Below are 23,227 nucleotides of genomic sequence, written 5' to 3'. Positions count from 1 at the left end.
GCCACGCCAGCCGTAGATCGACTGCCAGTCGTCCCCCACGCACAGCAACGAAGAGCGTTGCGCCCCGCGCCCTACATGCATGGCCGGGCCCCGGCTGCGGATTTCCCGCAGGCTGGCGCGAATCCACGAGACGATCTGCGGGGACACGTCCTGGAACTCGTCGATCATCAGGTGCGACATCGGCCGCAACAGCGGATCGCTGAGCAGCTTGAGGTTTTCCGGGGTGTTCTCACCAAACAGCGAAAACATGCGGTTATAGGTCATGATCGGCGGCGACTGGTCGAGCAAGTGGTCTTCCAGGGCCTTCCAGAAAATGCTCAGGGCCTCGAAGAAGAACCGATCAGGGTCGTCCTTGGCAAAACTCATCTGGCCGACGGCGGTGGGGACGTCGAGGCCGAGGTTCTCGATAAAGCCTGCCGCCATCACAAAACTGTCCAGCAGCGGCGCCGAGGCCAGCTCGCCCTTGACCTTGTAATCAAAGCCAGGCCCCGCTGTGGCGTCACCGGCCAAGCTGTTTAATAACCGTTTTGATGACTCATAATTATCTAACCATATCAACGGATTACGACAGAAAGCTTGAAACAAGGTGCGTTTCACCGCCCACTCTGCACGCACCGACAGTTTCGAGTTGGGACGACTGATCTGGGCGTTTTCGCGGGGATCGAAACCCAGCACCACCCAGGCGTCCAGCTCAGGGATGTACCCGTGACAGTGGAACTGCGCGCCATTGATCTCGACGGTCTGACGATTGGGTTCAATGCCTTTGATTGGCCAGACACCGGCCCTGAACCACAGGTCTTCGATCACATCGCAGAGTTCTTCATCACGCTTGGCAGCCAGTTCGGTCACCGCCATGCGCTTTTGCACGTCGGGGTGGTCGCGCTCCAGCTCCTTGAGTTGCAAGCCATGTCGGGCCAGCGGCGCAATCAGCTCGCGAAAACGTGCATGCTGGCCATAGAGCCGGTGATAGCAGGCATTCATCTGTTGACGCTGGGCATCGCTGATACGCAGATCGAACGGATTGCTGTCGGCGTCTTCGAAACCGGCACTCAGGGTCTCGAAGGCCTGTAGCCGCTCGAAGCCCGGCAGGCTGCGCACCATGGGCAGAATCCGCGAGTGAAAGGTACGCACCACGGCCTGGGCTTCTTTCATGCCAAGGGGTTGCCCCCACAGGCTGAGAACTTCCATGAGCTTATTGATGAAATCCTTGCGTGACTCACGGGTGAAGGTCACCACGGTCATCGAGCTCAGCTCAAACCCCAGGTAATGGGTCAGCAACAGGATGCGCAGCACCAGCGAGGTCGACTTGCCGGCACCCGCGCCTGCAATCACGGAGGTCGAGGGCGTGTCACTGAAGATCATCTTCCACTGCGCAGCACTGGGCTGGGCATGGGCCGGCAGCAGGCGCGCCACGTCAGCCTTGATACGTTTCTTGATCTCGGCGGTCAGGGGCAGGCGCCAGTCATCGAACAAGCTGTCGTCAACGCCGGGGGCACGGTGCTCCTCGGGACGAAAGTCACGGATCAACAGGACTTGGCGCCCTTCCTCGATGCCATCGGCCTTGCCCTCGCGGTAACCATATTCCACGCCGGCTTCATGCCCACTGCGGAACCCATCCGCCTGCCCGTGCAGCCACGAAAAACGGTGCTGCGCCCGCAAGCGCGTCAGACCATGACCAAACAGGCGCGCGGCCAGCCGCTTGAGCAGGGGCATTTCGGCCAGTGGGCGCAGTTCAGGGGGCAGATCAGGCTGTTGTTGCGGCACGCGGACTCCTGCGATGAGCTTGGCTTTGAAGAGTGCGCCATGGTCGCCGGAAACCGCGCGCAGTTCCAGCCAATTGCTTTGTTGTCATGCAGTTAGGCGATGAAGTGAAAGTCAAAACGCCGGCAACTCATCGAGAGAACCGATAGGAACACGGAAGTTTTTACGCTTTTTATCGATCTAGGGCTGTTGGATCATAGATGCCATCAACTGGAGACGATCATGCTTGAACTTCGACCTTTCAACTCCCTGGGCGGCGCCCACCATGGCTGGCTTGACGCTCATCACCATTTTTCGTTCGCCGAATACCATGACCCCAAGCGTATGCACTGGGGCAACCTGCGGGTGTGGAACGACGACATCATCGCCCCCGGCACCGGCTTCCCGCAGCACCCGCATCGCGACATGGAAATCATCACCTACGTGCGCAAAGGCGCCATCAGCCATGCCGACAACCTGGGCAACAAAGGCCGCACCGAGGCCGGCGACGTACAGGTCATGAGCGCAGGCACCGGCATTGCCCACAGCGAATACAACCTGGAGGCCACGCCGACGGAGATCTTCCAGATCTGGATCATCCCGAATGAAGCCGGCCTGCCGCCTTCCTGGGGGGCCAAGCCGTTTCCAAAAGGTGATCGCGAAGGCTTTGTAACCTTGGCCAGTGGCAAGTCCGGGGACAGCGAAAGCCTGCGCATTCGCGCCGATGCACGCCTGGTAGCGGCCAACCTGAAGGCTGGGGAAAGTGCCGAGTATGTGCTGGATAGCGGGCGTCGGGCGTACCTGGTGCCGGCGACCGGTGTGATTGAAGTCAATGGCTTGCGTGCGCAAGCCCGAGACGGCGTGGCGATTGAGGATGAGCAGGTGTTGCGGGTGACGGCGATTGAGGACAGTGAGATCGTGTTGGTCGACTTGGCCTAACATTGTCCCAATGTGGGAGCGGGCTTGCTCGCGAATGCGGTGGATCAGTCAACCTATTCAGCGACTGACCGTCCGCATTCGCGAGCACGTCGAATCGTCGCACCGCCGCTCCCACAGGTTATGTTGCAGTGTTACTGGGAGATAGCACCGTCTACCAACACCTGCGCCTCTTCCACCAGTTGCTTGAGGTGGTCTTCGCCAATAAAGCTTTCGGCGTAGATCTTGTAGATGTCCTCGGTACCCGATGGTCGCGCGGCAAACCAGCCGTTTTCGGTCATCACTTTCAAGCCGCCAATCGCCTGGTTGTTGCCCGGCGCGTGGCTGAGGATCTGCTGGATGCTTTCCCCGGCCAGTTGCGTGGAGGTGACTTGCTCCGGCGACAGTTTGCCCAGCAAGGCTTTCTGCGCCGGTGTTGCCTTGGCATCGACACGAATGGCGAACGGCTCACCCAGGGCGTCGGTCAGGCCACGGTAGATCTGGCTCGGGTCCTGGCCTTTGCGCGAAGTCATCTCCGCCGCCAGCAACGCAGGAATCAGGCCGTCCTTGTCGGTGCTCCAGACGGTGCCGTCCTTGCGCAAGAACGAAGCGCCGGCGCTTTCTTCACCGCCAAAGCCCAGCGAGCCTTCAAACAGGCCATCGGCAAACCATTTGAAGCCTACCGGCACTTCATACAGGCGGCGGCCGATGCGTGCGGCCACGCGGTCGATCAGGCCGCTGCTGACCACGGTCTTGCCCACGGCGGCGTCAGCGCGCCAGTCAGGACGGTTCTGGAACAGGTAGTCGATGGACACCGCCAAATAGTTGTTCGGTGCCAACAGGCCACCGGACGGGGTCACGATGCCATGGCGGTCGTGGTCCGGGTCGCAGGCGAAGGCCACGTCAAAGCGCTCCTTCAGGCCAATCAGGCCTTGCATGGCGAAGCTCGAGGAAGGGTCCATGCGGATCTGGCCGTCCCAGTCGACGCTCATGAAGCGAAAGGTCGAATCGACTTCAGTGTTCACCACGTCCAGGTTCAAGCGGTAATGCTCGGCAATCGCCGACCAGTAGCGCACCCCTGCTCCGCCCAGCGGGTCTACGCCCAGGCGCAGGTCGGCACTGCGGATCGCGTCCATGTCGATCACGTTGACCAGGTCGGCCACGTAGCTGTTGAGGTAGTCATGGCGATGGGTGGTGTCGGCCTTGAGGGCCTGCGCGTGAGTGATGCGCTTGACGCCGGCGAGCTTGTTGGCCAGCAGTTCATTGGCTTTGGCTTCGATCCACTTGGTGACGTGGGTGTCAGCCGGCCCGCCATTGGGTGGGTTGTACTTGTAGCCGCCACTCTGCGGTGGGTTATGTGACGGCGTGATAACGATGCCGTCCGCCAGGCCAGTGGTGCGGCCGCGGTTGTAGCAGATGATGGCGTGGGAAATGGCCGGGGTCGGCGTGTACTCATCACCTTCGGCCAGCATTACGTGCACGCCGTTGGCGGCCAGCACTTCCAGGGCGCTGGCACCGGCAGGCGTAGACAGCGCGTGAGTGTCCAGGCCGACAAACAGCGGGCCGTTGATGCCCTGGGCTTCGCGGTACAGACAGATGGCCTGGCTGATGGCGAGCACATGCCATTCGTTGAAGCTCAGCTCGAACGAGCTGCCACGGTGCCCGGACGTGCCAAAGGCCACGCGTTGGGTGGAGATCGCTGCATCAGGCTGGCCCGTGTAATAGGCCGTGACCAGTCGCGGGATATCCACCAGCAACTGGGCTGGCGCCGGCTTGCCCGCAAAAGGACTGATTGTCATGCATAAACCTCAAGAAGAAGGATTCGGAAAAAGTGACAGTTTACTGAGAGTTGGACTACTGCGCGACGGTATCGATCCTACATCAACAAGAGAAATTTCACGCGCTCAACCCACCTGTGCATGCCGCAGGGCTTCGCTCAGGGCAGCCAGGGTCATGTCCAGGTTGGGATGCCCCTGGAAGGTATGGCTGATGCGCACCTGCTGGTGATGCAGGCCGCTGAGGCTGAACAGCTCGCCGGGGGCCACCACGACTTGTTGCGCGAGCATGCACTGGAACACTTGGCGCATATCCACGGCATGGGCTGCCCTCAACCAGAACGCTGCCCCGCCTGCCGGCATGCGATAGCTCACCTGATGCCCCAGGTGCAGTTCCAGACGCTGGCTGACCGCCTCGGCTTGTTCCTGCAACAACAGGCGCAGGCTGCGCAGATGCTGGTCGATCCGCCCGCTGTGGTACAGGCGAGCGATCGCACGCTGGCGAATGGACGACAGCCGGAACGCCCGCAACAGGAACTGGCGTTGCAACTCACTGCTCATGCGCCGGGACACTACATAACCGTAAGGCGCCTCGGGGCCGAGCACTTTCTCGAAGGATGAAAACACAACCAGCCGTTCCGGGTTGACCAGCTCACGCAGTGGCGCCTGAGCCGCTGCGAAGCTCAACTCGCCCTGCGTGTCATTCTCCAGCAGCCAGCAACCGTACTGGTCCAGCAGCCGCGCGACGTCCAGCCGGTCGCGGGGATGCAGGGCCACCCCCGACGGTAGGCTGATGGCGGACGACAACAGCACCAAGTGCACCGGTTCTTCGCGCAGCAGCCCTTCCAGCAGCACCAGGTCGAGCCGCCCCTCAGCGGTCCACGGCAGCTCGATGACGCGCACCCCGGCATCCTGCAAGAGCCGCAGTATCAGCCAGTCGCACGGCGACTCGACCACCACCGTGGTGCCGCGCAAAGCCAGCACTTCGATGAGGATATCCAGCACACCACGAAGGTCGGCGCCAATGTAGACGTCGTCGGCGTGCCAGCAGCGGGTCGGCGAGGTGGTGTAACGGGCCGCCAATGCCGCTCGCAGCTCCCATACACCACAAGGCTGGGACCAGGGCTGCAACTGGCGTGGGTACTGGCGTACCAACTCACGTTCCAGTCGCAGCAGGGTTGCATCCAGTGATGCCAGCAGCGTGGGTTCATCGCCGCTGAGCACCACCATCCCCGGCCGACGAGTCGCCACGTACAGCCTTTCGAGCAAATCCCCCCCCGGCGATGTCGCCGGGCTGCCCGCCAGTGGCCAGGCGTAGTAACCGGACTTGGCCACGGAATAGACCCGTCCTTCCTTCTCAAGCAGCGAATACGCATATTGGATGGTGGAAATCGACACATTCAGGCGCTCGGACAACTGCCGCAGCGACGGCAGTTTCACCCGGGTATCGGTACTGACCTCATTGATCAGGTTGATCATGTAGCGATAGACCGCCTGATAGGCAAAGCCGGCCTGCCGCGTGCCGCGCGGAGTCATCGCCCGAACAGCTGGAAGGCCTGCGCTTGGCGTGGGGGCGTCGAGTGCGCCTGGCGATGGCTGCACGCGCCGTGGTCGGCGGCCAGCGGCGATGGCCGCTGGCGGTACAGGTGCTGAAGCAGCTGCAATGACAGCCCACTGGTGTCGACCACCCATTGCTGGAGCAGGTCGGCCGCGGGCTTGCCCTGGAGTATTTTGTGCAACTCAGGCAACGCCACCAGCATGCCCGGGTGACACTGGCGCAAGTAACCCTCCAGGCGCTCGCCGTGATGAATGAACGGCGAGAACAGCAGGCAGACCAGCGCCCCCTCCTCCACGCCGAAAAACTGCTGGGCATAGGCGGACGCCAACGCACGCCCCTCCCGCGTTGCAGCCTGGGCCAGCAGTTGTTCCGGAATCTGGCGATCGTGCAGGGCGTTGGCCGCTTGTATGACGAAGCTTTCAGCACCCGCTTCATAGTCCAACTCCCTCAGGCACTCCGCCTGCAGGCCCCGCAGGTGGGCCATCAACAACGGGTTGGCATACATCGGGTTACTGAAGTGAAAACCCAAGGGATCGGCCGCGTAAGCCATGAAGTCGTTGAGCAGGCTACTGTCAAGCGGCTCGATATTCTCCAGCAAGTCGGCAATACCGATGTAGGCCAGCTGACGATGCCCGCCCTTGCAGCGGTCATCACGCTCGACATAGTGCTCGCCGTACAGTTCACGGTAATAACCGTTGCTCCATTCGTCCATGCGCGCATACAGCCCATTAAGCGACGCAGGCTTGCCCTTGGGGATGACAAGGCCTGCGCTTTGCGCGGATTTTTTCAGCCAGGCCAGGAACTGGCTTTGCTTGCGTCCGGAGTCACCACTGACCACGGCGTGCACCCCGCCATTGTAGCTGGTGACACGCTGGTAGAAGTCACCCAGGGCCAGGTAGGTGTCATTGCACAGCGTGGCGCGTATGTCCCCGGACGTCAGGTGCCCTACCATCAGCCGGTTGCGCTGGCTGAGTTCAAGCCCGAGGGCGGATGCCGGGCGCTGATGGTTGAATGGCATCACTTCTTGATTGTCCACCATCAGCAGTTCGACCCTGGGATCGTCATGGAAGAACAGTCGGCCGTAGCCGCGTTGAAGTGTGTCCAGGCTGGCCTGGGTCATCCCGGCGTGGCGCAACGTGGCGACCCGCAGCTGGAACGTCCTGGGCGCGCGCCCGGCGATGGTCAATTGCGCGGCCCGCAACAAGGCCAGGGTGTAACTGCTGACTTCGCCGCCTCCATGGGCCACCAGCACCTTGTAGTCACCCACTTGTTCCATACCACCGGCAGCCACGACAATACGCTGGATCAACAGTTGAAGTGCGGTGCGTTCCGCACGGTTGAAGTGCCCGATCAAACGTTGCAGGACTTGCTGATAAACATAAGTCATGGCCTGTTCGTGAATAGCGCTCATCGTTCTAATACCTGAGTTTAAGTATAAGTTTCGAGCCACTGATAATCGTGTCTGCTCGACCTGTTACGGTTGTAAGAATGTCGCTCGACACAGGGGCCTTTCGATAAATAGACACTAGCACCCTGTAACAAGACGATCTGAACTGCATGCTTGACCCTCCAGAGGGCCTGCGCTGGCAAGGGCGCGGACACAGGGCCTCTTGGCGGCTCCTGGTAGCGCCTTAGGAGGATTCCGACAACTTCCTACACACTCTTAACCCTGATTTAAAAGATCTATCCCACAAATAAATCACGCCAACCGTTTCTGTTTGTACGGTGACAATTTGAGATCTCACCCGAAAACACTCTTCACCCTGATGCCAGGTAAATGCAGAGCCATTAGTTGCAGGAAGTGCCTGCACTAGAATAGTTGATTCAATCATTGCTCAGTCCTTGAGATGACAGTGACAGCACAATTATCAAGGCTGGAATAATGATTAACAGACACAGAACCTGGCCAAAAACCAGTTCAGATAGACAACCGACAGCGCGCGCAAGACGCACACACAAAGACGCCGCGCTGGGATTCAGGGCGGCGTGAGGGAGAAAGGTATCGTTTACAGGACTTGGCGGCGGTCGCGCGCGTCATGCAACGCGCAGGTTACGCCTTCCCAAATGGCGTATTTGCCCCATACGCCACGGGGTTGAAAGACTCGTTTAAGAATATTCCTACGCTTCAAACAGCTTCGACTTGCAACGCAACTCGTTCGCGACATGGGCATTCGTCCATGTAACGGTGCGCTTCCACGAACTGATTGAACGGGAACACGGTGGTCTTCAGCGGCACCAACACACGGTCTGCAGTCAGTTGGTTGATGTCACGCAAGGCCCGTTGCAAGGCAACCTGGTCCTGAATGATGCCCAACTCGGGCTTGCCCGTGAAGTTACCGATGCAGTGCACGAAGAACTGGATATTCTTCTGGAACGCCGCACACGCCGGGAATGGTGTCTGGTTGCCGCCTTGCAATCCGTACAGCACCAAGCTGCCACGCGGGGCCAACACATCCCCCAGCAACGACATCTGCGGGCCGCCCAGGCCATCGAACACCACGTCGACACCGCGGTTGTCGGTGAACTTGTTGATCTGCATCAGCAAGTCCTGCTCCTCAGTCACGATGACTTTTTCGGCGCCCAGGGACAGCAGGTATTCACGCTCCGCACTGTCTTTGGTCGCAGCAATCACCCGCACACCCAGGGCTTTGCCCAGCTGTACAAAAGACGGGCCGGCACAATGGCTGGCGTCGGTCACCAGGGCAAACTGGCCGGGCTTGACCCGCGCCAGGTCCACGTAGGCAAAGTAAGCAATCAGCAACGGCGTGTAGTGCACGCTGGCTTCAATCGGGCTCAACACATCCGGGTAACGGGTCAGGGCTGAACGCGGCAAAACAATCTGCTCGCCATACACCGGGTAATCATTGGGGCTCTCGGCCGGAAAACTGGCCACTTTATCGCCCACCGCCAAGTCATCCACGCCGTCGCCCAGGGCAACCACTACCCCGGCCATCTCATGGCCAAGCCCTGAAGGCAGGCGCGCATGGGAAGACGCCAGGTTCTGGCGCCAGAGAATGTCGTACCAGCTGATGCCAATCGCGTCGACACGCACCTGCACTTCGCCCGGTGCGGGCTGCGCGGCTACATGCTCTTCGCACTTGAGCACCTCGGCCGGACCAAACTTGTGAAAACGGATCGTGCGGGACATCGCAAACCTCGTCAAAGTAACCTCTAATGCCATGAACTCTATCTGGGCTTTCCGGGTAAGACCACCGGTCGCCGTTAATAGTCGACATGCCTGTCATTGATTCCGCAACTGAGGAATCGACCTCAACAATCGTAGGAAAACTCAATTAGCCGGTGCAGAGTACCAGTCTTTACCCGTAAGATTCATGCCGGTCATGCTTCTAAATGGAATCTGAAGGGTTCCAGGATGGCCGCTCACGTCAAGTTTGCTGACTCTTCCAGGACACAAGATGAACCGTAACGACCTGCGTCGTGTCGACCTTAACCTCTTGATCGTATTCGAAACCTTGATGCATGAGCGCAGTGTGACCCGCGCTGCCGAGAAACTCTTCCTCGGCCAGCCGGCCATCAGCGCGGCCTTGTCACGCCTGCGCGGGCTGTTCGATGACCCGCTGTTTGTACGCACCGGCCGCAGCATGGAGCCCTCGGCCCGCGCCGTGGAAATCTTCGCCCTGCTCTCCCCGGCCCTGGACTCGATCTCCACCGCCGTCAGCCGTGCTGCCGAGTTCGACCCGGCCACCAGCACCGCCGTATTCCGCATCGGCCTGTCCGACGACGTCGAATTCGCCCTGCTGCCGCAATTGCTCAAGCGCCTGCGTGCCGAAGCCCCGGGCATCGTGCTGGTGGTACGCCGCGTCAACTACATCCTGATGCCGGGCTTGCTGGCCTCCGGCGAAATCTCCATCGGCGTCAGCTACACCGCCGACCTGCCGGCCAACGCCAAGCGCAAGGTCCTGCGTCGCAGCCTGCCCAAACTGCTGCGTGCCGACAGCGTGCCGGGCTCCCTTAGCCTGGACGACTTCTGCGCCCGCCCCCATGCGCTGGTGTCGTTTGCCGGCGACCTGAGTGGGTTTATTGACGAAGAGCTGGAGAAGCTCGACCGCAAGCGCCACGTGGTGTTGGCGGTGCCGCAGTTCAATGGATTGGGGACGTTGTTGGCGGGCACCGACATTCTGGCGACCGTGCCGGATTATGCGGCTGAGGCGTTGACGTCGGCGGGCGGGTTGCGCGCGGAAGATCCGCCGTTGCCGGTGCGCAGCTTTGAACTGCACATGGCGTGGCGTGGGTCGCAGGATAATGACCCGGGGGAGCGGTGGTTGCGGTCGCGGATTCAGATGTTTTTTGGGGATCCTGAGAGTCTTTAGGCGTTGTAGGGCAGGCTGTTTATCTGATCATTTATGCCTTTTCATAGACTATGGGGATCCATCCACCTCCAGTTACTTCAACCTTCGGGAATTCCCAAATAGGCAATAACTTTCCCGAATGGCGCACTCGCCATGCCGACCGGAACGATCATTCCGGTGTATCCCGGCACGGGGGCGTTCACAGTAAGCACCGTCGCGCCTGGCTTCTCATTATCTGCTGAGACAATCAGAAAATACCTACCGTCCGCAGGTGCGACGCCGGACCATTCAATTGACAGGGGATTCTGCCCCTCCAGATGGTCGGCAACGAGCTTACCCTGCGAATCGACTACCGTTACGCGTGGTTTCAGTATTGTTTTCGAAAAACCGAAACACATGTTATTGCACATCGAAATGACGTTGATGACGTAGGTTTGGCCCTTGCGCAGTTTGAAGTCGAACACTCGGTAGTTACCGGGCGCCTGACCAACCTCGAGTCGAGGGTCAGATGCGTCGATCTCCCAGCGTTCTGGAAATAGACCACGATCAACCGGCAACGGCGTTGCGCGAGCCAACTGGATGGCTTGCTCGAATGAATGTGCAATAGGTGTAGTGGACGAGCTGACGGTTTCTTGATTGATAGCTGAGTGGTTTGTACAGCCCATCAGAAATGAAAGGACAATGACAGGCAGCAGGGATTTCAACATTGATATTCCTTAGAAAAGTAGCCAGTTATTCGCAACCGTGTCGCCGCTATTTAGCGCATACCAATATACGGGTCTGATACGGAGTCACCAAACTCAGATAGCGCGAGTGAAATCTCATTAAAAACTTCCGGCGACACGTCTTTAGGCAAGCGTGAGGCCAGGAAAGTTTTTATCGCCTCAAGCCCTAAGCTCGCCATTATACTAATAACTTCTTCAGCCTGTTCCAGATCATGCCCATTCCATAAAGACAACAAGCAATGTTCAATTCGCTGTCTGAGGCTGTTGTCTAACACGCTATAGGTATGCCACTGCCTGTCACTCAGTTGCACCAATGACTTTATAAGCTGCGCGCTGTACTTTTTTTTTGATTCGAACTCATCCAACAACTCTGCAAACGCCGTTTCAAGCTCCTCCCTGGTCATGAAATCTGGCAGCGCCGCGTAATATTCAAGATTTTTCATGTTTAGAAATCCACAGGTATATGGGTTGTATTCGAAGGCTTCCGGTAAAGCACGCCGTCTTGGCCCAGCAGTTTATTTCCTATTTTTATTTGCGCGGTCCATCCAGCACCCGAGTTCGAACCTACATGATTTATGGCAGCGTTCGCATCTGGAGCATGCCACTTTATCTCGACCCGCTGGCCATTCAACGTGTACTGGAACTTGCTACCGTCGGTGATAGTAGCTGAAGGTTTGAATAGATCTGGCGTGCCAGGCGGAACCAATTTTTGTAAATCTGCGGCGCTAATCCTACCATTATTAATGAAACTCTTAGCTGAAGCTTGAGCATCAAAAAAGGCCGCTGGCTTAATTGGTTCCGGTTGGTTTAAGTAGCCAAAGTCACCATCGGCTTGCGACGCAGGGGAACCCGGTTTTGAGGCCGGCGGAACAGCGGGCCCACCCCTGTCAACTGTAGTACCACCGGTGCCGTTTGGACCATCCAAGCCTTTTGCGCTGCCACTACTTTTTGCCGTATTAAACGCCGCAACAGCCAATCTGACTGCAACGACAAGCGCTGCAGCACGCTCCGGAGACATACCAAGCTTGGAGGCCAAAAGCTCGGTAACGGTGCCGGATGTAACGCCTGCCAAGTCATTCTGAAAACCGTAATTTTCGGCAATCAGCCTATTAAGCATGTTCGCAACGGCAGGAGGAGCACTGGCAGCCATGTCCTTGAATTTGGCCGAGTCCACCTCCGCTTCGCTCACGAGTTTCGAGATACGTGCGCAGGCGTTTATGTCATCTGCGCAGGCGACAAAGGCGTCAGCCGTCTGCTTCGCGCTCAGGTCGTGGTATTTCGTGTAACCATCTAACGCACATGCTGTGTCGTCACCGCACCCTAAAAGCTCCTTGGATGCCCGCTCCAGATCCGAATGGCTCAGATAGTTGTACTGAGTGGCGTTGGCCGCGATGTTAGCTGCGATTTCCGGATCGCCGCCCGTCACTACAGCCGCCAGAACCCCCAGCAGCTGAGACATCGCCATCAAGTTGAGTTGAGCCTGTTGATCGCCAGGTTGATTCGGCTTGTAGTTCGCTGGCAATGCCAACTCCGCAAGGTATTGCACCAGTGCTTCGTTGGCGCCGCCTGCCAAGGCACCTGTCTGGAAGTCGCCCCCCATGGCCATCGACTTCAAGCCACCCAGCAACGCATGGGCAGCAATCTTGGTGGGGCTACCGTCAACCAGATTGGTGTTACCGATCTGTTTGGCGGCCACGGCGCCGGCAATACTGATCACCGAGCCCAAAAGGTTGTTGGCAAAGTTATCGCCCAGACTGCCGCCGTTGATTGCGGTCTGCACGACCGTTTCGGCGCCGGTCTTGAGAACGACCTGGCCCACGCTGTTCCAGTCAAAACCCAAGGTGGTCGGGTCATACCCCATTGCCCCACCAATGCCGCCCATGAAGCCCGAGACGACATAGCCTTTCATTGCGTCTTTGCTGGTGATGTCTTTGAGCGTGCCGCCGAGGTTGCCTTTGTTACTGATCACACTGTTGACGGCTTTATTCATGACCGCCGCCAGCACGGCATCGGCAAACCCACCGGCAAACGTACCGGCGCTTGCCCCTACCATGCCGGCACCCAGGCCCGCACCGCCGGTGACTACCGCCAGCGCGATCGCCAGCACCACCTGAGCGGCGGGGCCAAGCCCCGAATGGGAATACTTGAAGTGGGTGTGAATTTCTTCGACGCGGCGCCAGTCCACATCACCGCGTTTCTCCGCCTCTGCCAGCCACGCCAACTGCGGGTCGGCAGCAACCATCGCGTTGATAGCTTGGTGGACGGTCTGTTGGTTGATCTGTTTGATATCGATGTTCAAGCCGTCAACGGCATTGATCACCAACTCTCCCTGAGCCGTCATTTGCGTCTGACGTACCGTCTCGTCGGTGTGCCCCTTACCCGACATTGAGGTCCAGGCCATGCTGTTCTTGGACTTCTCGTGACTCTCCTGGTGCAGGTCTTTCACCGCCTCAAAGGTGATCGAACCGCCACTGTCGATGATCAAATCTTTGCCACTGGTAAGCTTGGCCACCTGATAACGCTGGTCACCACCGCTGATCAGCGTCAGATCACTCCCCGTGGTGATCTGGGTGCCCACGTTGACGGTTGTGGTCACCTCATCGCGCTTGGTCTGCTTGCGCCCCCAACTGCCCTTGTCCTTTTTGTCATACAGCGAGTAATCGGTGTCCTGGGCCGCCAGTACGTCCAGTTTTCCAGCCGCTACCAGGTACGCCTCGTTGCCGGCATTGATGCGACTCGAGATCAGCTCCATATCTTTGCCGGCATTGAACGTAACGTCTTGCCCGGCGCTGATGACACTGGAAACTTGTTTGACGTGGTCTTCCTGCGCCGTGACCTTCTTCGACTTGGAATACGAATGGCTTTCGTCGGCAGCCGAAGTCACCGTCAGGTTTGCGCCTGCGTCAAAATCGATGTTGCGGTTTGCCTCTATTTGGCTGGCAACCACCGCCAGATCACGCCCCGCCAGGACAGAGAGGTCACGCCCCACCGTTACCTCCGAGCCGTACTGGGTAACGCTGTTGCTCTTGGCGCCAGCCACCACGCTGTTGTGCTGCTCAGCAGCGCCAATAATGGCATCCCGGCCCGCGGTAATCTTAGTGTCACCGCCACTTTGCAACGTACTGCCGGTGCTGACGAAATCCCGCGCGGCGTTGATGGTCAGGTCGTTCGCCGCCTCTATCCGAGCGCCGCTGTCGGCATACTCGTTGTGCCCGCTGTACCCTTTGTAATTGACGTCATTGCCCGCCACCGTGCGTTGGTTGATCACATCGCCGGCGACGGCGGTCATGGTGATGTCACGCCCCGCGATGACACCGCCCGCCTTATTGACAATGTCGTTACCTGCCAGCAGATCCAGGCGGTTACCAGCCTCGATCAAACCGCTGTTGACCAGATTGTTAAACGCAGTGGCAGAAAGGTTGTTGCTCGCCCGCAACGTACCGGCGTTATTCAGGTCCTTGCCGGCAATCAGCGTGACATCCGCGCCCTGAATCAGCGCCCCGTTCGGCGCCAGGCGATTGGTGGCCTGGGCCAGGTAAAGCACCGGCACCAGGACCTTCTCGCCATTGACCTCATGCTCTTCAAGCCAGACGATATCGTGGGTCAGCGCCGCGACCTGCTGGGACGTCAGGCTGACCCCCACCGACAGGTCGAGCTGTTGCTTGCTCTTGATGGCGTTGTCCATCAGGTACTTGTAAAGCGCTTCGTCAGAGGTCTGGCCATCGATGAAACGTTGACCGGTACGCTCGACCACCGCCTGCTGGATCAGCTTCTGCTCATAGAAACCGTCGCCCAGGCGTTTGGCGCTTTGATCAGGGTTGTAGCCGAGATTCGCCAGCAGGTAGTCCGAACTCATGAACTGCTTGAGGTCGGTGAGTACCGGGTTGGTTTCGATCAGGTACTTCTGCGGATTGGACCTGCCCGAGGTGTCCGGCAGGCCCTGCACGCGAGTGATGACCTGGCTGCCTACCGGCGAAATCCCGCCCACCTGACCCGGTAACTGGACACTGCCGGAATCACCCGGAGTATTGACATTGATCACGCTGCCGGACACACCGCCGCCCGTGGCCTGGCGGGTCGTTTGTTCGAGTTGAAGCGTGCTCGCGGCGATCCGCGCCGCATCGCTGAACTGCAGGTTGCGCGCCTGCACGTCATCCGCGCCCTGTTGCCGCTGGGCATTGCTGACTGCCGCGCTGCCCATGCTCCAGGTCTGTGACCCGGTGCTGGCTTGGCTGGCCTGGGTCGCAGAACCACCCTGCCCGCTCAGGCGGAACAGACCGTTTTGCCCGCTGGGCAGGCTGAAACCTTGGGACGCCAGCGGATCCACCCGCTGCTGGGCCAGGTTCGGCGGCAACTGTGGGTTCAAGTAGACGACCGTCGGCTTGGCCACGTTGCCGACCTGGGTACCGGCCCCGCTTTTCGTCGTCCCGGAGAACTGGGTATTGGCATGCAGGTTGCTGTTGTCGATGGTGTTCTTGGCGTTGATCTGTATCGCCTGGCCGGCCTGGACCACCGAAGCAACACTGCCACCCCCTGCGGTAAACACCTTGTTGTCACTGTTGAGGTTGCCCGCCAGGATGCCAGCAGGAACGGCCACATCCGGTCCCTGGCCGAAATTGGCGTTCAAGGTATTGGTTTTTTGCTTGCCGTAATCGTTGAGCTCGGTGTGAGTCCCGCCTTTATCGGGTTCATGCACGGTCTTGGTGTATCGGTAGACGTACTGGGAATATCGTCGCGCGTAAGCTTCCAGCGCGTCGCTCGACATGGTTTTGTTATTGAAGACATTGCGCACGCCGGTATAGACCCGGTTACGGGTGAAGTTGCCGGCCTCCAAGCCCAGGTTCTCGAAGGTGTCCACGTTCAGGCGAATATTCTTGCCGGCGGAAATCGTCGAGGCGGTGTTGGAAAAACGGCCGACATCACCCTCAATGTTTCCGGCCACCGCCACGCTCGCTCGCGTGCCGCTGATGGTCGACTCCGAGGTGTAGTTTTCAGCGATATAAAACGTACTGCCGTTAAACGTGATGTCGCCCGACACCAGCCGCTCTATGCCAATAACCCCTTCGGTCTTGTTGTTGAAACTGTTGGCCGACAGCGAGAAATCCCCATCAACGTTGATCGAGGACGCCAGGTTGGTCACGCTGTTGGCGCGACCGCCATTGAGGCCCGAGATGTTCAGGTTGCCGATGCTGTAGACATTGCCGTTGTTGTTGGTGAAGTCATTGACCAGCAAGCCCATGTTGCGGCCACTGAAGATCAGGCCGTGGTCGTTCACCAGGGTGGGCGTCTTCAGCGTCAGGTCCTGGGCCGCGCCCAGCGTGCCCGTGTTGCCGATGCCATTGGCGGTGACGGTCATCGAGCCGTTGGACGTCAGGCGCCCGGCGTTGCTCAAGCCACCGGCATTGATCGTGGTATCTGCGCCGCCGGCAATGCTCGTGGCAACGTCCAGGTTCACCTGAGCCGCGCTCAGTCCCAGGGTGCCGACGCTGCTGTAGCGCCCGCTGCCGCCGTAGGTGCCGCCAAGGGTCAGGTTGGCCGTGCCGTCACTGGCAATCAACCCATCGTTGTTCCAGTTGCCGCCGTTGCCGGTCAGGCTCTCGGAGGCCAGCAATTGCCCGCCCGCCGTCTGGTTAAGGGTGTTGACGTTCACCGTCAGGCGTCCGGCCTGGATCACGCTGCTGTTGGTCCAGCTGTCCGCCGTGAGCGTCAGGCCACCACGGGTGACCAGGCTGCCGCCGGCGTTGGTGATATTGGCGGTGCTGATATCAAAGGTGCCGTTGCCCACGTGCAGCAGGCTGCCGCCGAGGTTCTGGAAGCTGGCGGCATTGAGGGTCAGGTCGCTGTTGGCGGTTTCCAGCTTGCCGTTGCGGTTGTCGAACAGGCCGCCGATCTGGAAGTCGGTCTTGCCGCTGGCGCCCAGTGCACGGATCTGTCCGGTCTGGTTATCGAGGCTGGCCGCGCGCACGCTCAAACTGCTGTCGCTTTCAATCACGCCCAGGCGGTTGTTCAGCGCGCCGTTGAGGCTGAGGTCGATTCGCTGGCCGGCGATCTGCCCGTCGTTATCGCCGCTGTTGTCGAAGTTGTTGCCGCGGACCTGTACCAGGCCCTTGGCGTACAGGCCGCCATTGCGGTTGTCGAAGTCGCCGGTGGTGATCAGGGCATCGCCGCTTTGCGCCGCGATCCGTCCGCCGTAGTTGTCGGTCCCGCCCAGGGCGCTGAGGGTAAGGCGCTGGGCCTGGAGGATACCGCCCTGGCGATTGTTGTTCAGGTCATAGCCGTTTTTCAGCACGCCGACGATACGGCCGTCGATGGCGCCCTGGATGCTGGCCAGGGTACCGCCACGGTTGTCGAGGTTGGCCGCGCCGACACTCAGGTCGCCATTCTGGGAGATCAGCCTGCCGCTCTGGTTGTCGATATCACCGCTGACCGTCAGGTTCAGTGCACCGTGTGCCTGCAGGGATCCCTTGCCGTTGGCAAGGCTCGCGGCATTGAGGCGTACGTCTCCGTTCTGGCTGTAGATCAGACCGTCACTGTTGTTCTGTACGGCGCCGGTGCTGCCGATTACCAGGTTGTCATTGGCCGCGACGGTACCGCGATTGCGGTTATCCAGGCTGCCAGTGAGCAGGCTCAGTAAGCCTTGGCTGACCAGTTGGCCGCCCTGGTTGTCGACTTGGCTGCTGCGGCTGATGACCAGCGGTCCGCCGCTGGCGAGCTTGCCGTCGCTGTTGGTCAGAGCGCCGAGCAGATCGAGGCTGACCGCGCCCTTACCACTCAGGGTTCCGTTGCGGTTGTCCAGGGTGGTGCCGGTGAAATCCAGGGCCTGTTGCGCGCTGATACTGCCGGTGTTGTTCAGGGCCATGGCGCGCAGTGTCAGGGTGGCGGCGCTGTCGATGGAGCCGCCCTGGGCGTTGTTCAACACACCGCTGACTGTCAGGCGCTGAGCCGCGCCACTGGAAAGAATACCGGCGCTGTTGTCCAGGCTGGCCGCGTTGACGGTCAGGGCCTGCTGGCTGACCAGCGCACCGGCGTTGCTGTTGAGCAATGCGCCACTGAGGTTGACATCCAGGTTACCGCTGCGACTGGACAAGGTGCCGCTATTGCGGTTGTCCAGGCTCGCGCCGTTGACGGCCAGCCCTTGCCAACCGGAAACCAGGCCGCCCTGGTTGATCAGGTTGTTGCCGGTCACGCCCAACTGGTTGTTGCTGATCAGCTTGCCGCCGCTATTGTCCAGCGTGCGTGCGGTGAGGTTGAAGCTCTGGCTGCTGGAAATTTCGCCGCCCTGATTGCTCAGGTCGCGCAAACGGTTGAGGGTCAGGGGGCCCTTGGCGTTGAGCAGGCCGTTGCGGTTGTCGAGATCACCGCCCGCCAGGTCAAGGCGAATAGCCTGGTCGCCGAGCAGGCGGCCGCCGTTCTGGGCCAGCGCGCCGAGGGTCAGGTCGATATCGCCCTTGGCCGAGACTTCGCCGCCACTGCCGGAATCCAGGTTGTTGGCGTTGATCGTCAGGCCGCCCTGGCTGTTGATCAGGCCCTTGGCGCTGTTGTTCAGGGCCATGGCGTTGAGGGTCACGGCGCTGGCACCCAGCAGGCTACCGCCTTGGTTGTCGAGGTCGGCGCTGCTGACGTTCAGGGTTTGGGCAGCGTTGATCAGGCCCTGGTTGCGGTTGCTCAGTTGGCCGCTGGTGGTCAGGGCGAGGTCGCCACGGCTGGTCACGACGCCGCCGCTGTTGTCGAGGCTGGCGGCGCGGAGATCGAGCGCGGCGGCGGCGATCTGGCCTTTAAGGTTGCTCAGTGCCTGATTGATCTGCAGAGTCACGCCCTGGTTACTCAGCAGTTTGCCGTTGCTGTTATCCAGGCTGTCGGCGGCCAATGCGAAGGCCTGCGCACTGGAGATCTCACCGCCGCTGTTGTTTACGCCCTTGAGGTTGTTGAGCACCAGTGACGGCGCATTGATCAGGCCGTTCTGGTTATTCAGTTGACCGTTGTTCAGGTCCAGGGTCAGTGCCGTGTTGCTGAAGAGCTTGCCGTCCTGCTGGTCGAGGCCGGTGACGCTGGCAACCAAGGCCTTGTCGCTGCCGATGCGGCCGTTCTTGTTGCTGACCTGCCCTGCCGTCAGGGTCAGGCTGTCGCCGCTGCTCAGGCTGCCGGTGTTATTGTCATAGGCCCCGGTACTGACCGTGACCGCCCCCTTACCACTGATAACACCCAGCTGGGAATTGTCGAGGCGCTCACTGCTCAGCTTGATACCGCTGTCACTGACCAGGCGTCCGCCGCTGTTACCCAAGGCGCCGTTAGCCTTGACCTTGAGCGCCCCGGCACTCGACAGGCTGCCGGCAGTGTTGGTTAGCCCGGCACTGGTGATATCCAGTTGGCCTTCGCTGCTGATCAGGCCTGCGCTGTTGTCGAGGTCAGCGCCGAGGGTGACGCGTGCATCTTGGCCACTGAGTAGCTGGCCGCCGGTATTGTCGAGGGTCTGGCCATCCAGCGTGACACCGGTCTTGCCCTTGAGCAGTCCCAGATTGCGGTTGAGCACCTGAGCCATTTCGAGGGTCAGCGCGGTATCGGCGAGCAGCTTGCCGCTGTCGCTGTTGTCCAGGCGTTTGCCAGTCAGGCGGATATCGGCGCTGCTGGAGAGTTCGCCGCCACGGTTGTCGATCGCGTCGACATCGAGTGTCAGCGCTTTTGTCGCCCCGACCAGACCGTTCAGGCGGTTATCCACGGAGGCCCCGCTCAGGGCCAGCGCACCGCTGGCGATCAGCTTGCCGTTGCGGTTGTCCAGGGCGGCGATATTCGCCGTGACATCGGCCTTGCCGGAGACGGCGCCGTTGCTGTTATCCAGGCTATTGGCGGTCAACAGGAGCGCGCCGTCGCCCACCAGGGTGCCGCCCTGGTTGATAAACGCCCCGCTCACCCCGAGGTCGACCGCACCCCGGCTGCTGATCAGGCCCTGGCTGTTGTCCAGGCTGGCGCTACGGCTGTCGAGAGACGCGGCAGCCACCAGCCCCTTGATGTTGTTAAGCGCCTGATCGATACGCAGGGTCAGGCCCTGGTTGCTCAGCAACTTGCCTGCGCTGTTGTCGAGGCTTTTAGCAGCCAGGGCAAAGGCCTGGGCGCTGGAGATTTCACCGCCCCTGTTGACCACCTCGTCGAGGTTCTTGAGCACCAGCAGCGGGCCGTTGATCAGGCCGCCGCTGTTGTCCAGGCGGCCGTTGTTCAGGTCGAGGCTCAGTTGGGTCTTGCTGAAGAGCTCGCCGCCCTGCTGGTCGAGGCCGGTGAGGCTTACGGTCAGGTCCTTGGCACTGGCAATACGGCCGGAAGCACCGTTACTGACCTGGGTGGCCGTCAGGTCCAGGCGGTCGTCGCTGGTCAGCCGGCCGCTCTGGCTATTGTCGAGGGTGCCGGTGGTGACGCGGGTCGCGCCCTGGCCGCTGATCAGGCCTGCGTGGCTGTTGTCGAGACTTGTACTGGCGAGTACCAGGCCCTGGTCTGTGAGGATCGAACCGCGCTGATTGAGCACCGCGCCACGGCTGTCGATCGACAGGTCTGCGGCGCTGCCGAGCTTACCGGCCGTGTTATCCAGGCTGCCAACCTTGAGGCCCACGGCACCTTCGCTGCTGAGAAAGCCGCTGTTGTTGAGCAGCGCGCCATCGAGGCGGATATCCAGGCCTTTGAGGGCGGCGAGAGTCCCGCCGCTGTTATCCAGTTGGGTGCCGTTGAGGTTGACGCTGCCCTTGGCGAACAGACGGCCCTGGGTCTGGTTGATCACGTGTGCCACAGCGACGCCAAGATCAGTTTCAGCCAACAGCTTGCCGCCATCGCTGTTGTCCAGGCGCTGGCCACTGACATTGACGCTGCCGTGGGTGCTGGAAAGCTCGCCGGCCCGGTTGTCGATCTGTTCGACCTGGACGGTCAGGCCCTGGGTGCTGGCGAGCGTGCCGCCGTTACGGTTGTCGAGATTTTTGCCGGTCAGCAGCAGAGAGCCCTGGGCCACCAACGCCCCGCCCTGCTGGCTCAGGCTGTCGATGCGGGCTTCGAGGTCGGCCTGGCTGGCAATACGGCCCAAGGTGTTAACCACCTCCTTGGCCTTGAGATTGACCGGGCCGACCGAGCTGAGCAGGCCGCCGCTGTTGTCCAGACGGACGCCTTCAAAGCCGATGGCCGCCTTGGCAACCAGGTTGCCCTTGTCGCGGTTGTCCAGTTGATCGACTCGCAGCGTGAGGTCCTTGTCGGCCTGGATCAGGCCGCCACGATTGTCCGCCGAACCGCCGCGCAAGGTCAGGTGACCCTTGCCCGCCAGGCTGCCGCCGCGATTGTCCAGGCTGCCGGTGCCCAGTTCGATGCTGTCCGTGGCGCGCAGCTTGCCCTGTTCACGGTTGTCGAATACGCCTTGGAGGGTGGCGCTCAGTGTGCCGCCGGCTGCCAGCACCGTGCCCGCCGCGCGGTTGTCCAGGCTGGCGGCGGTCAGGGTCAGGCCCTTGCCGGAACCCAAGGTCCCCGCGTGGTTATCCAAGGCGCCGCTGAGGTCGATGCTCAAGCCCAGGTCGCCGGTGATCTGCCCCCGGGTATTGTCCAGGCTGAGGCCTTTCAACGTGACCTGGGTTGAACTCGACAAGGTGCCGTCACGGTTATTGATCGCGCCGCTGGCAGTGAGACCGAATCCCTTTTCAGCCGCGATCAGGCCCGAGGTGTTATCGAGGCTGGCGACACTCAGGGTGACATCGGCCAGGCTGGAAATTTCCCCGCCGCGATTGCTCAGCTCGCCGACGTTGGCCACCAGGTCGCCGTTGCTGGCGATCAGACCGCCCTGGTCGTTCACCGCTTTGTCGGCAGTCAAGGTCAGACCGTCGGCGCTGAGCACCCGGCCCTTGTTGCTGTTGTCGAGGGTGCCGGCGGTGACGGTCGTCTGCCGCTGCCCGCTCAGGGTGCCGCCTTTGTTGTTCAGGCTCTGGGTGGTGGTGATGTCGAGGTCACGGCTGGCAAGGATGGTCTTGCCAAGGTTGCCGAGGCTTTGCGCGTGGATGCTGACATCGCCCTCGGTATTGCGGGTGTTATCGAGATTGACCCCGGCTTCGATAATGCCGTTGTTGGTCAACTGGCCGCCACTGGCGAGCGTGATGCGGTCCTTGGCGACAAGGTTGTTCTGGCTGGTCAGGTCGCCTTGGGTCTTGATGTCCAGTGTGGTGCCGGCGTAGACCGGCCCTTTGGCTTCCAGGCTGGCAGCCTTGATGTTGACGGCACCGCTCGCCGAAGTTTCCACAAGACTCAAGTGGCCATTGGCATCCAGCTGCATGTCGCCGCCACTGGCGAGCATCTTGCCGTCGAGCTTCACGCCCACGCCGGCTTCACTGCTGACCAGCTTGATTGCGCCGGCGTACATACCGCCTAACGCCGAAGAGTCAATGGCCAGTTGAGGGGCGGTCGCCGGGTCAGCGGCACGCGCCGTGGTTTTGAGGGTCTTGGCATCGACGTCGTTGGCGCCGGCGATAATCGTCAGGTTCTTGGCCTGGATCTCGGCATTGAGCTTGGCCGAGCGGGTGATGATTTCGAAGCGGTCGATATTGTTGGCGTTGAGCCCGGCGCCTTCGATGGAGACGTTGCCTTGATCGACCTGATAGCGGCCGACCTGGCCGTTTTCAATCACTGCTTTACCGGTGGTCAGCGTCGCCTGTGGTGTATTGATAAATCCGCAGCCATTGCAGGTGATGCCGTATGGGTTGGCGACGATCACATGAGCGGATTGGCCCGCCACTTCGGTGTAGCCGCGTAGCTGGCTTGGGCTACCGCCGTTGACTTCATTGAGGATGGTGCTGGCGGCGCGACCGCTGAGGTTGCTGTTGCCGAGAATGATCCCGCCCAGCTGCGTGGACTCGGTGCGATTCGTCGCGTTGTTGAGGATGAGGCCGTTGGCGCCGACGTTGTAGTCCTTGAACTGGTTATGCGACAGCCCGCTGGCATTCGGCGCTGCGATATTGACGATCGGCACGCCATTGCCCGCCTGCCCCAGCGTGGTCCCCGGCCCGCTTACTGCGATACCGTCCGCCTGGGCCAGCAACGGTTGCCAGAACATGGCGTTGGCCAAAACCAATGCCAGCCCACGCTTGGGCATGCCCAGGAAGGTAGTACGGTTTTTTACGGCCGCAGAAGGTTGGCGGGCAAGGAAAGCGAACTGACGAACATCCATGTCGTGTCTCGATGCCCAAAGGGCGG

General features: G+C 60.6%; 10 protein-coding genes. 2 read left to right on the top strand and 8 right to left on the bottom strand.

From position 1 onward, the window contains the following. The coding region (locus HX803_RS23195) for a UvrD-helicase domain-containing protein (RefSeq protein ID WP_178923861.1) at positions 1-1,764 on the bottom strand (1,764 nt) is incomplete at its 3' end. A 219-nt stretch (positions 1,765-1,983) separates the two neighbouring features. Here HX803_RS23195 and HX803_RS23190 point away from each other — a divergent pair. Next, on the top strand, positions 1,984-2,679 hold the full coding sequence (locus HX803_RS23190; protein ID WP_178923859.1) for a pirin family protein: 696 nt from the start codon (positions 1,984-1,986) through the stop codon (positions 2,677-2,679). A gap of 131 nt (positions 2,680-2,810) precedes the next feature. Here the strand turns inward: HX803_RS23190 and pgm are convergent, their stop codons facing one another. From pgm to HX803_RS23170, 4 genes are all read right to left on the bottom strand, one after another. Continuing rightward, positions 2,811-4,454, bottom strand: coding sequence for a phosphoglucomutase (alpha-D-glucose-1,6-bisphosphate-dependent) (gene pgm, locus HX803_RS23185; protein ID WP_178923857.1), 1,644 nt, complete (start codon positions 4,452-4,454; stop codon positions 2,811-2,813). 105 nt (positions 4,455-4,559) lie between these two features. Beyond that, on the bottom strand, positions 4,560-5,966 hold the full coding sequence (locus HX803_RS23180; protein WP_178923855.1) for a PLP-dependent aminotransferase family protein: 1,407 nt from the start codon (positions 5,964-5,966) through the stop codon (positions 4,560-4,562). Beyond that, complete coding sequence (locus HX803_RS23175; protein WP_178923853.1) at positions 5,963-7,399, bottom strand: hypothetical protein; 1,437 nt, start codon at positions 7,397-7,399, stop codon at positions 5,963-5,965. Before HX803_RS23175 ends, HX803_RS23180 begins: the two co-directional genes overlap by 4 nt. A gap of 714 nt (positions 7,400-8,113) precedes the next feature. Next, positions 8,114-9,136 carry a zinc-dependent alcohol dehydrogenase family protein gene (locus HX803_RS23170; protein ID WP_071483319.1) on the bottom strand — a complete coding sequence of 341 codons (1,023 nt, stop codon included), beginning with the start codon at positions 9,134-9,136 and terminating at the stop codon, positions 8,114-8,116. Between the two features lie 268 nt (positions 9,137-9,404). Between HX803_RS23170 and HX803_RS23165 the strand changes: the two genes are divergently transcribed. After that, entirely contained in the window at positions 9,405-10,319 is a 915-nt protein-coding gene (locus HX803_RS23165) for a LysR substrate-binding domain-containing protein (protein WP_010210548.1), read from the top strand. Between the two features lie 77 nt (positions 10,320-10,396). Here HX803_RS23165 and HX803_RS23160 read toward each other — a convergent pair whose 3' ends face one another. The 3 genes from HX803_RS23160 to HX803_RS23150 are packed head-to-tail and all read right to left on the bottom strand — an operon-like array spanning position 10,397 to position 23,201. After that, entirely contained in the window at positions 10,397-11,005 is a 609-nt protein-coding gene (locus tag HX803_RS23160) for a hypothetical protein (protein WP_178923851.1), read from the bottom strand. Positions 11,006-11,055: 50 nt separating this feature from the next. After that, positions 11,056-11,466 carry a hypothetical protein gene (locus HX803_RS23155; protein WP_178923849.1) on the bottom strand — a complete coding sequence of 137 codons (411 nt, stop codon included), beginning with the start codon at positions 11,464-11,466 and terminating at the stop codon, positions 11,056-11,058. A 2-nt stretch (positions 11,467-11,468) separates the two neighbouring features. Then, a complete protein-coding gene (locus tag HX803_RS23150) occupies positions 11,469-23,201 on the bottom strand; it encodes a filamentous hemagglutinin N-terminal domain-containing protein (protein WP_256732915.1) in 11,733 nt (3,910 codons plus the stop codon). Between the last annotated feature and the right edge of the window lie 26 nt (positions 23,202-23,227).

This window comes from Pseudomonas sp. P7548 (assembly GCF_013386585.1).
Lineage (GTDB): Bacteria > Pseudomonadota > Gammaproteobacteria > Pseudomonadales > Pseudomonadaceae > Aquipseudomonas.
This window is presented reverse-complemented; position numbering and strand designations above follow the sequence as displayed.

Bases quoted from the DNA above. Each gene is read 5' to 3' on its own strand.
- HX803_RS23190 (WP_178923859.1), top strand. From the start codon at position 1,984: ATGCTTGAACTTCGACCTTTCAACTCCCTGGGCGGCGCCCACCATGGC.
- pgm (WP_178923857.1), bottom strand. From the start codon at position 4,454: ATGACAATCAGTCCTTTTGCGGGCAAGCCGGCGCCAGCCCAGTTGCTG.
- HX803_RS23180 (WP_178923855.1), bottom strand. From the start codon at position 5,966: ATGACTCCGCGCGGCACGCGGCAGGCCGGCTTTGCCTATCAGGCGGTC.
- HX803_RS23175 (WP_178923853.1), bottom strand. From the start codon at position 7,399: ATGAGCGCTATTCACGAACAGGCCATGACTTATGTTTATCAGCAAGTC.
- HX803_RS23170 (WP_071483319.1), bottom strand. From the start codon at position 9,136: ATGTCCCGCACGATCCGTTTTCACAAGTTTGGTCCGGCCGAGGTGCTC.
- HX803_RS23165 (WP_010210548.1), top strand. From the start codon at position 9,405: ATGAACCGTAACGACCTGCGTCGTGTCGACCTTAACCTCTTGATCGTA.
- HX803_RS23160 (WP_178923851.1), bottom strand. From the start codon at position 11,005: ATGTTGAAATCCCTGCTGCCTGTCATTGTCCTTTCATTTCTGATGGGC.
- HX803_RS23155 (WP_178923849.1), bottom strand. From the start codon at position 11,466: ATGAAAAATCTTGAATATTACGCGGCGCTGCCAGATTTCATGACCAGG.
- HX803_RS23150 (WP_256732915.1), bottom strand. From the start codon at position 23,201: ATGGATGTTCGTCAGTTCGCTTTCCTTGCCCGCCAACCTTCTGCGGCC.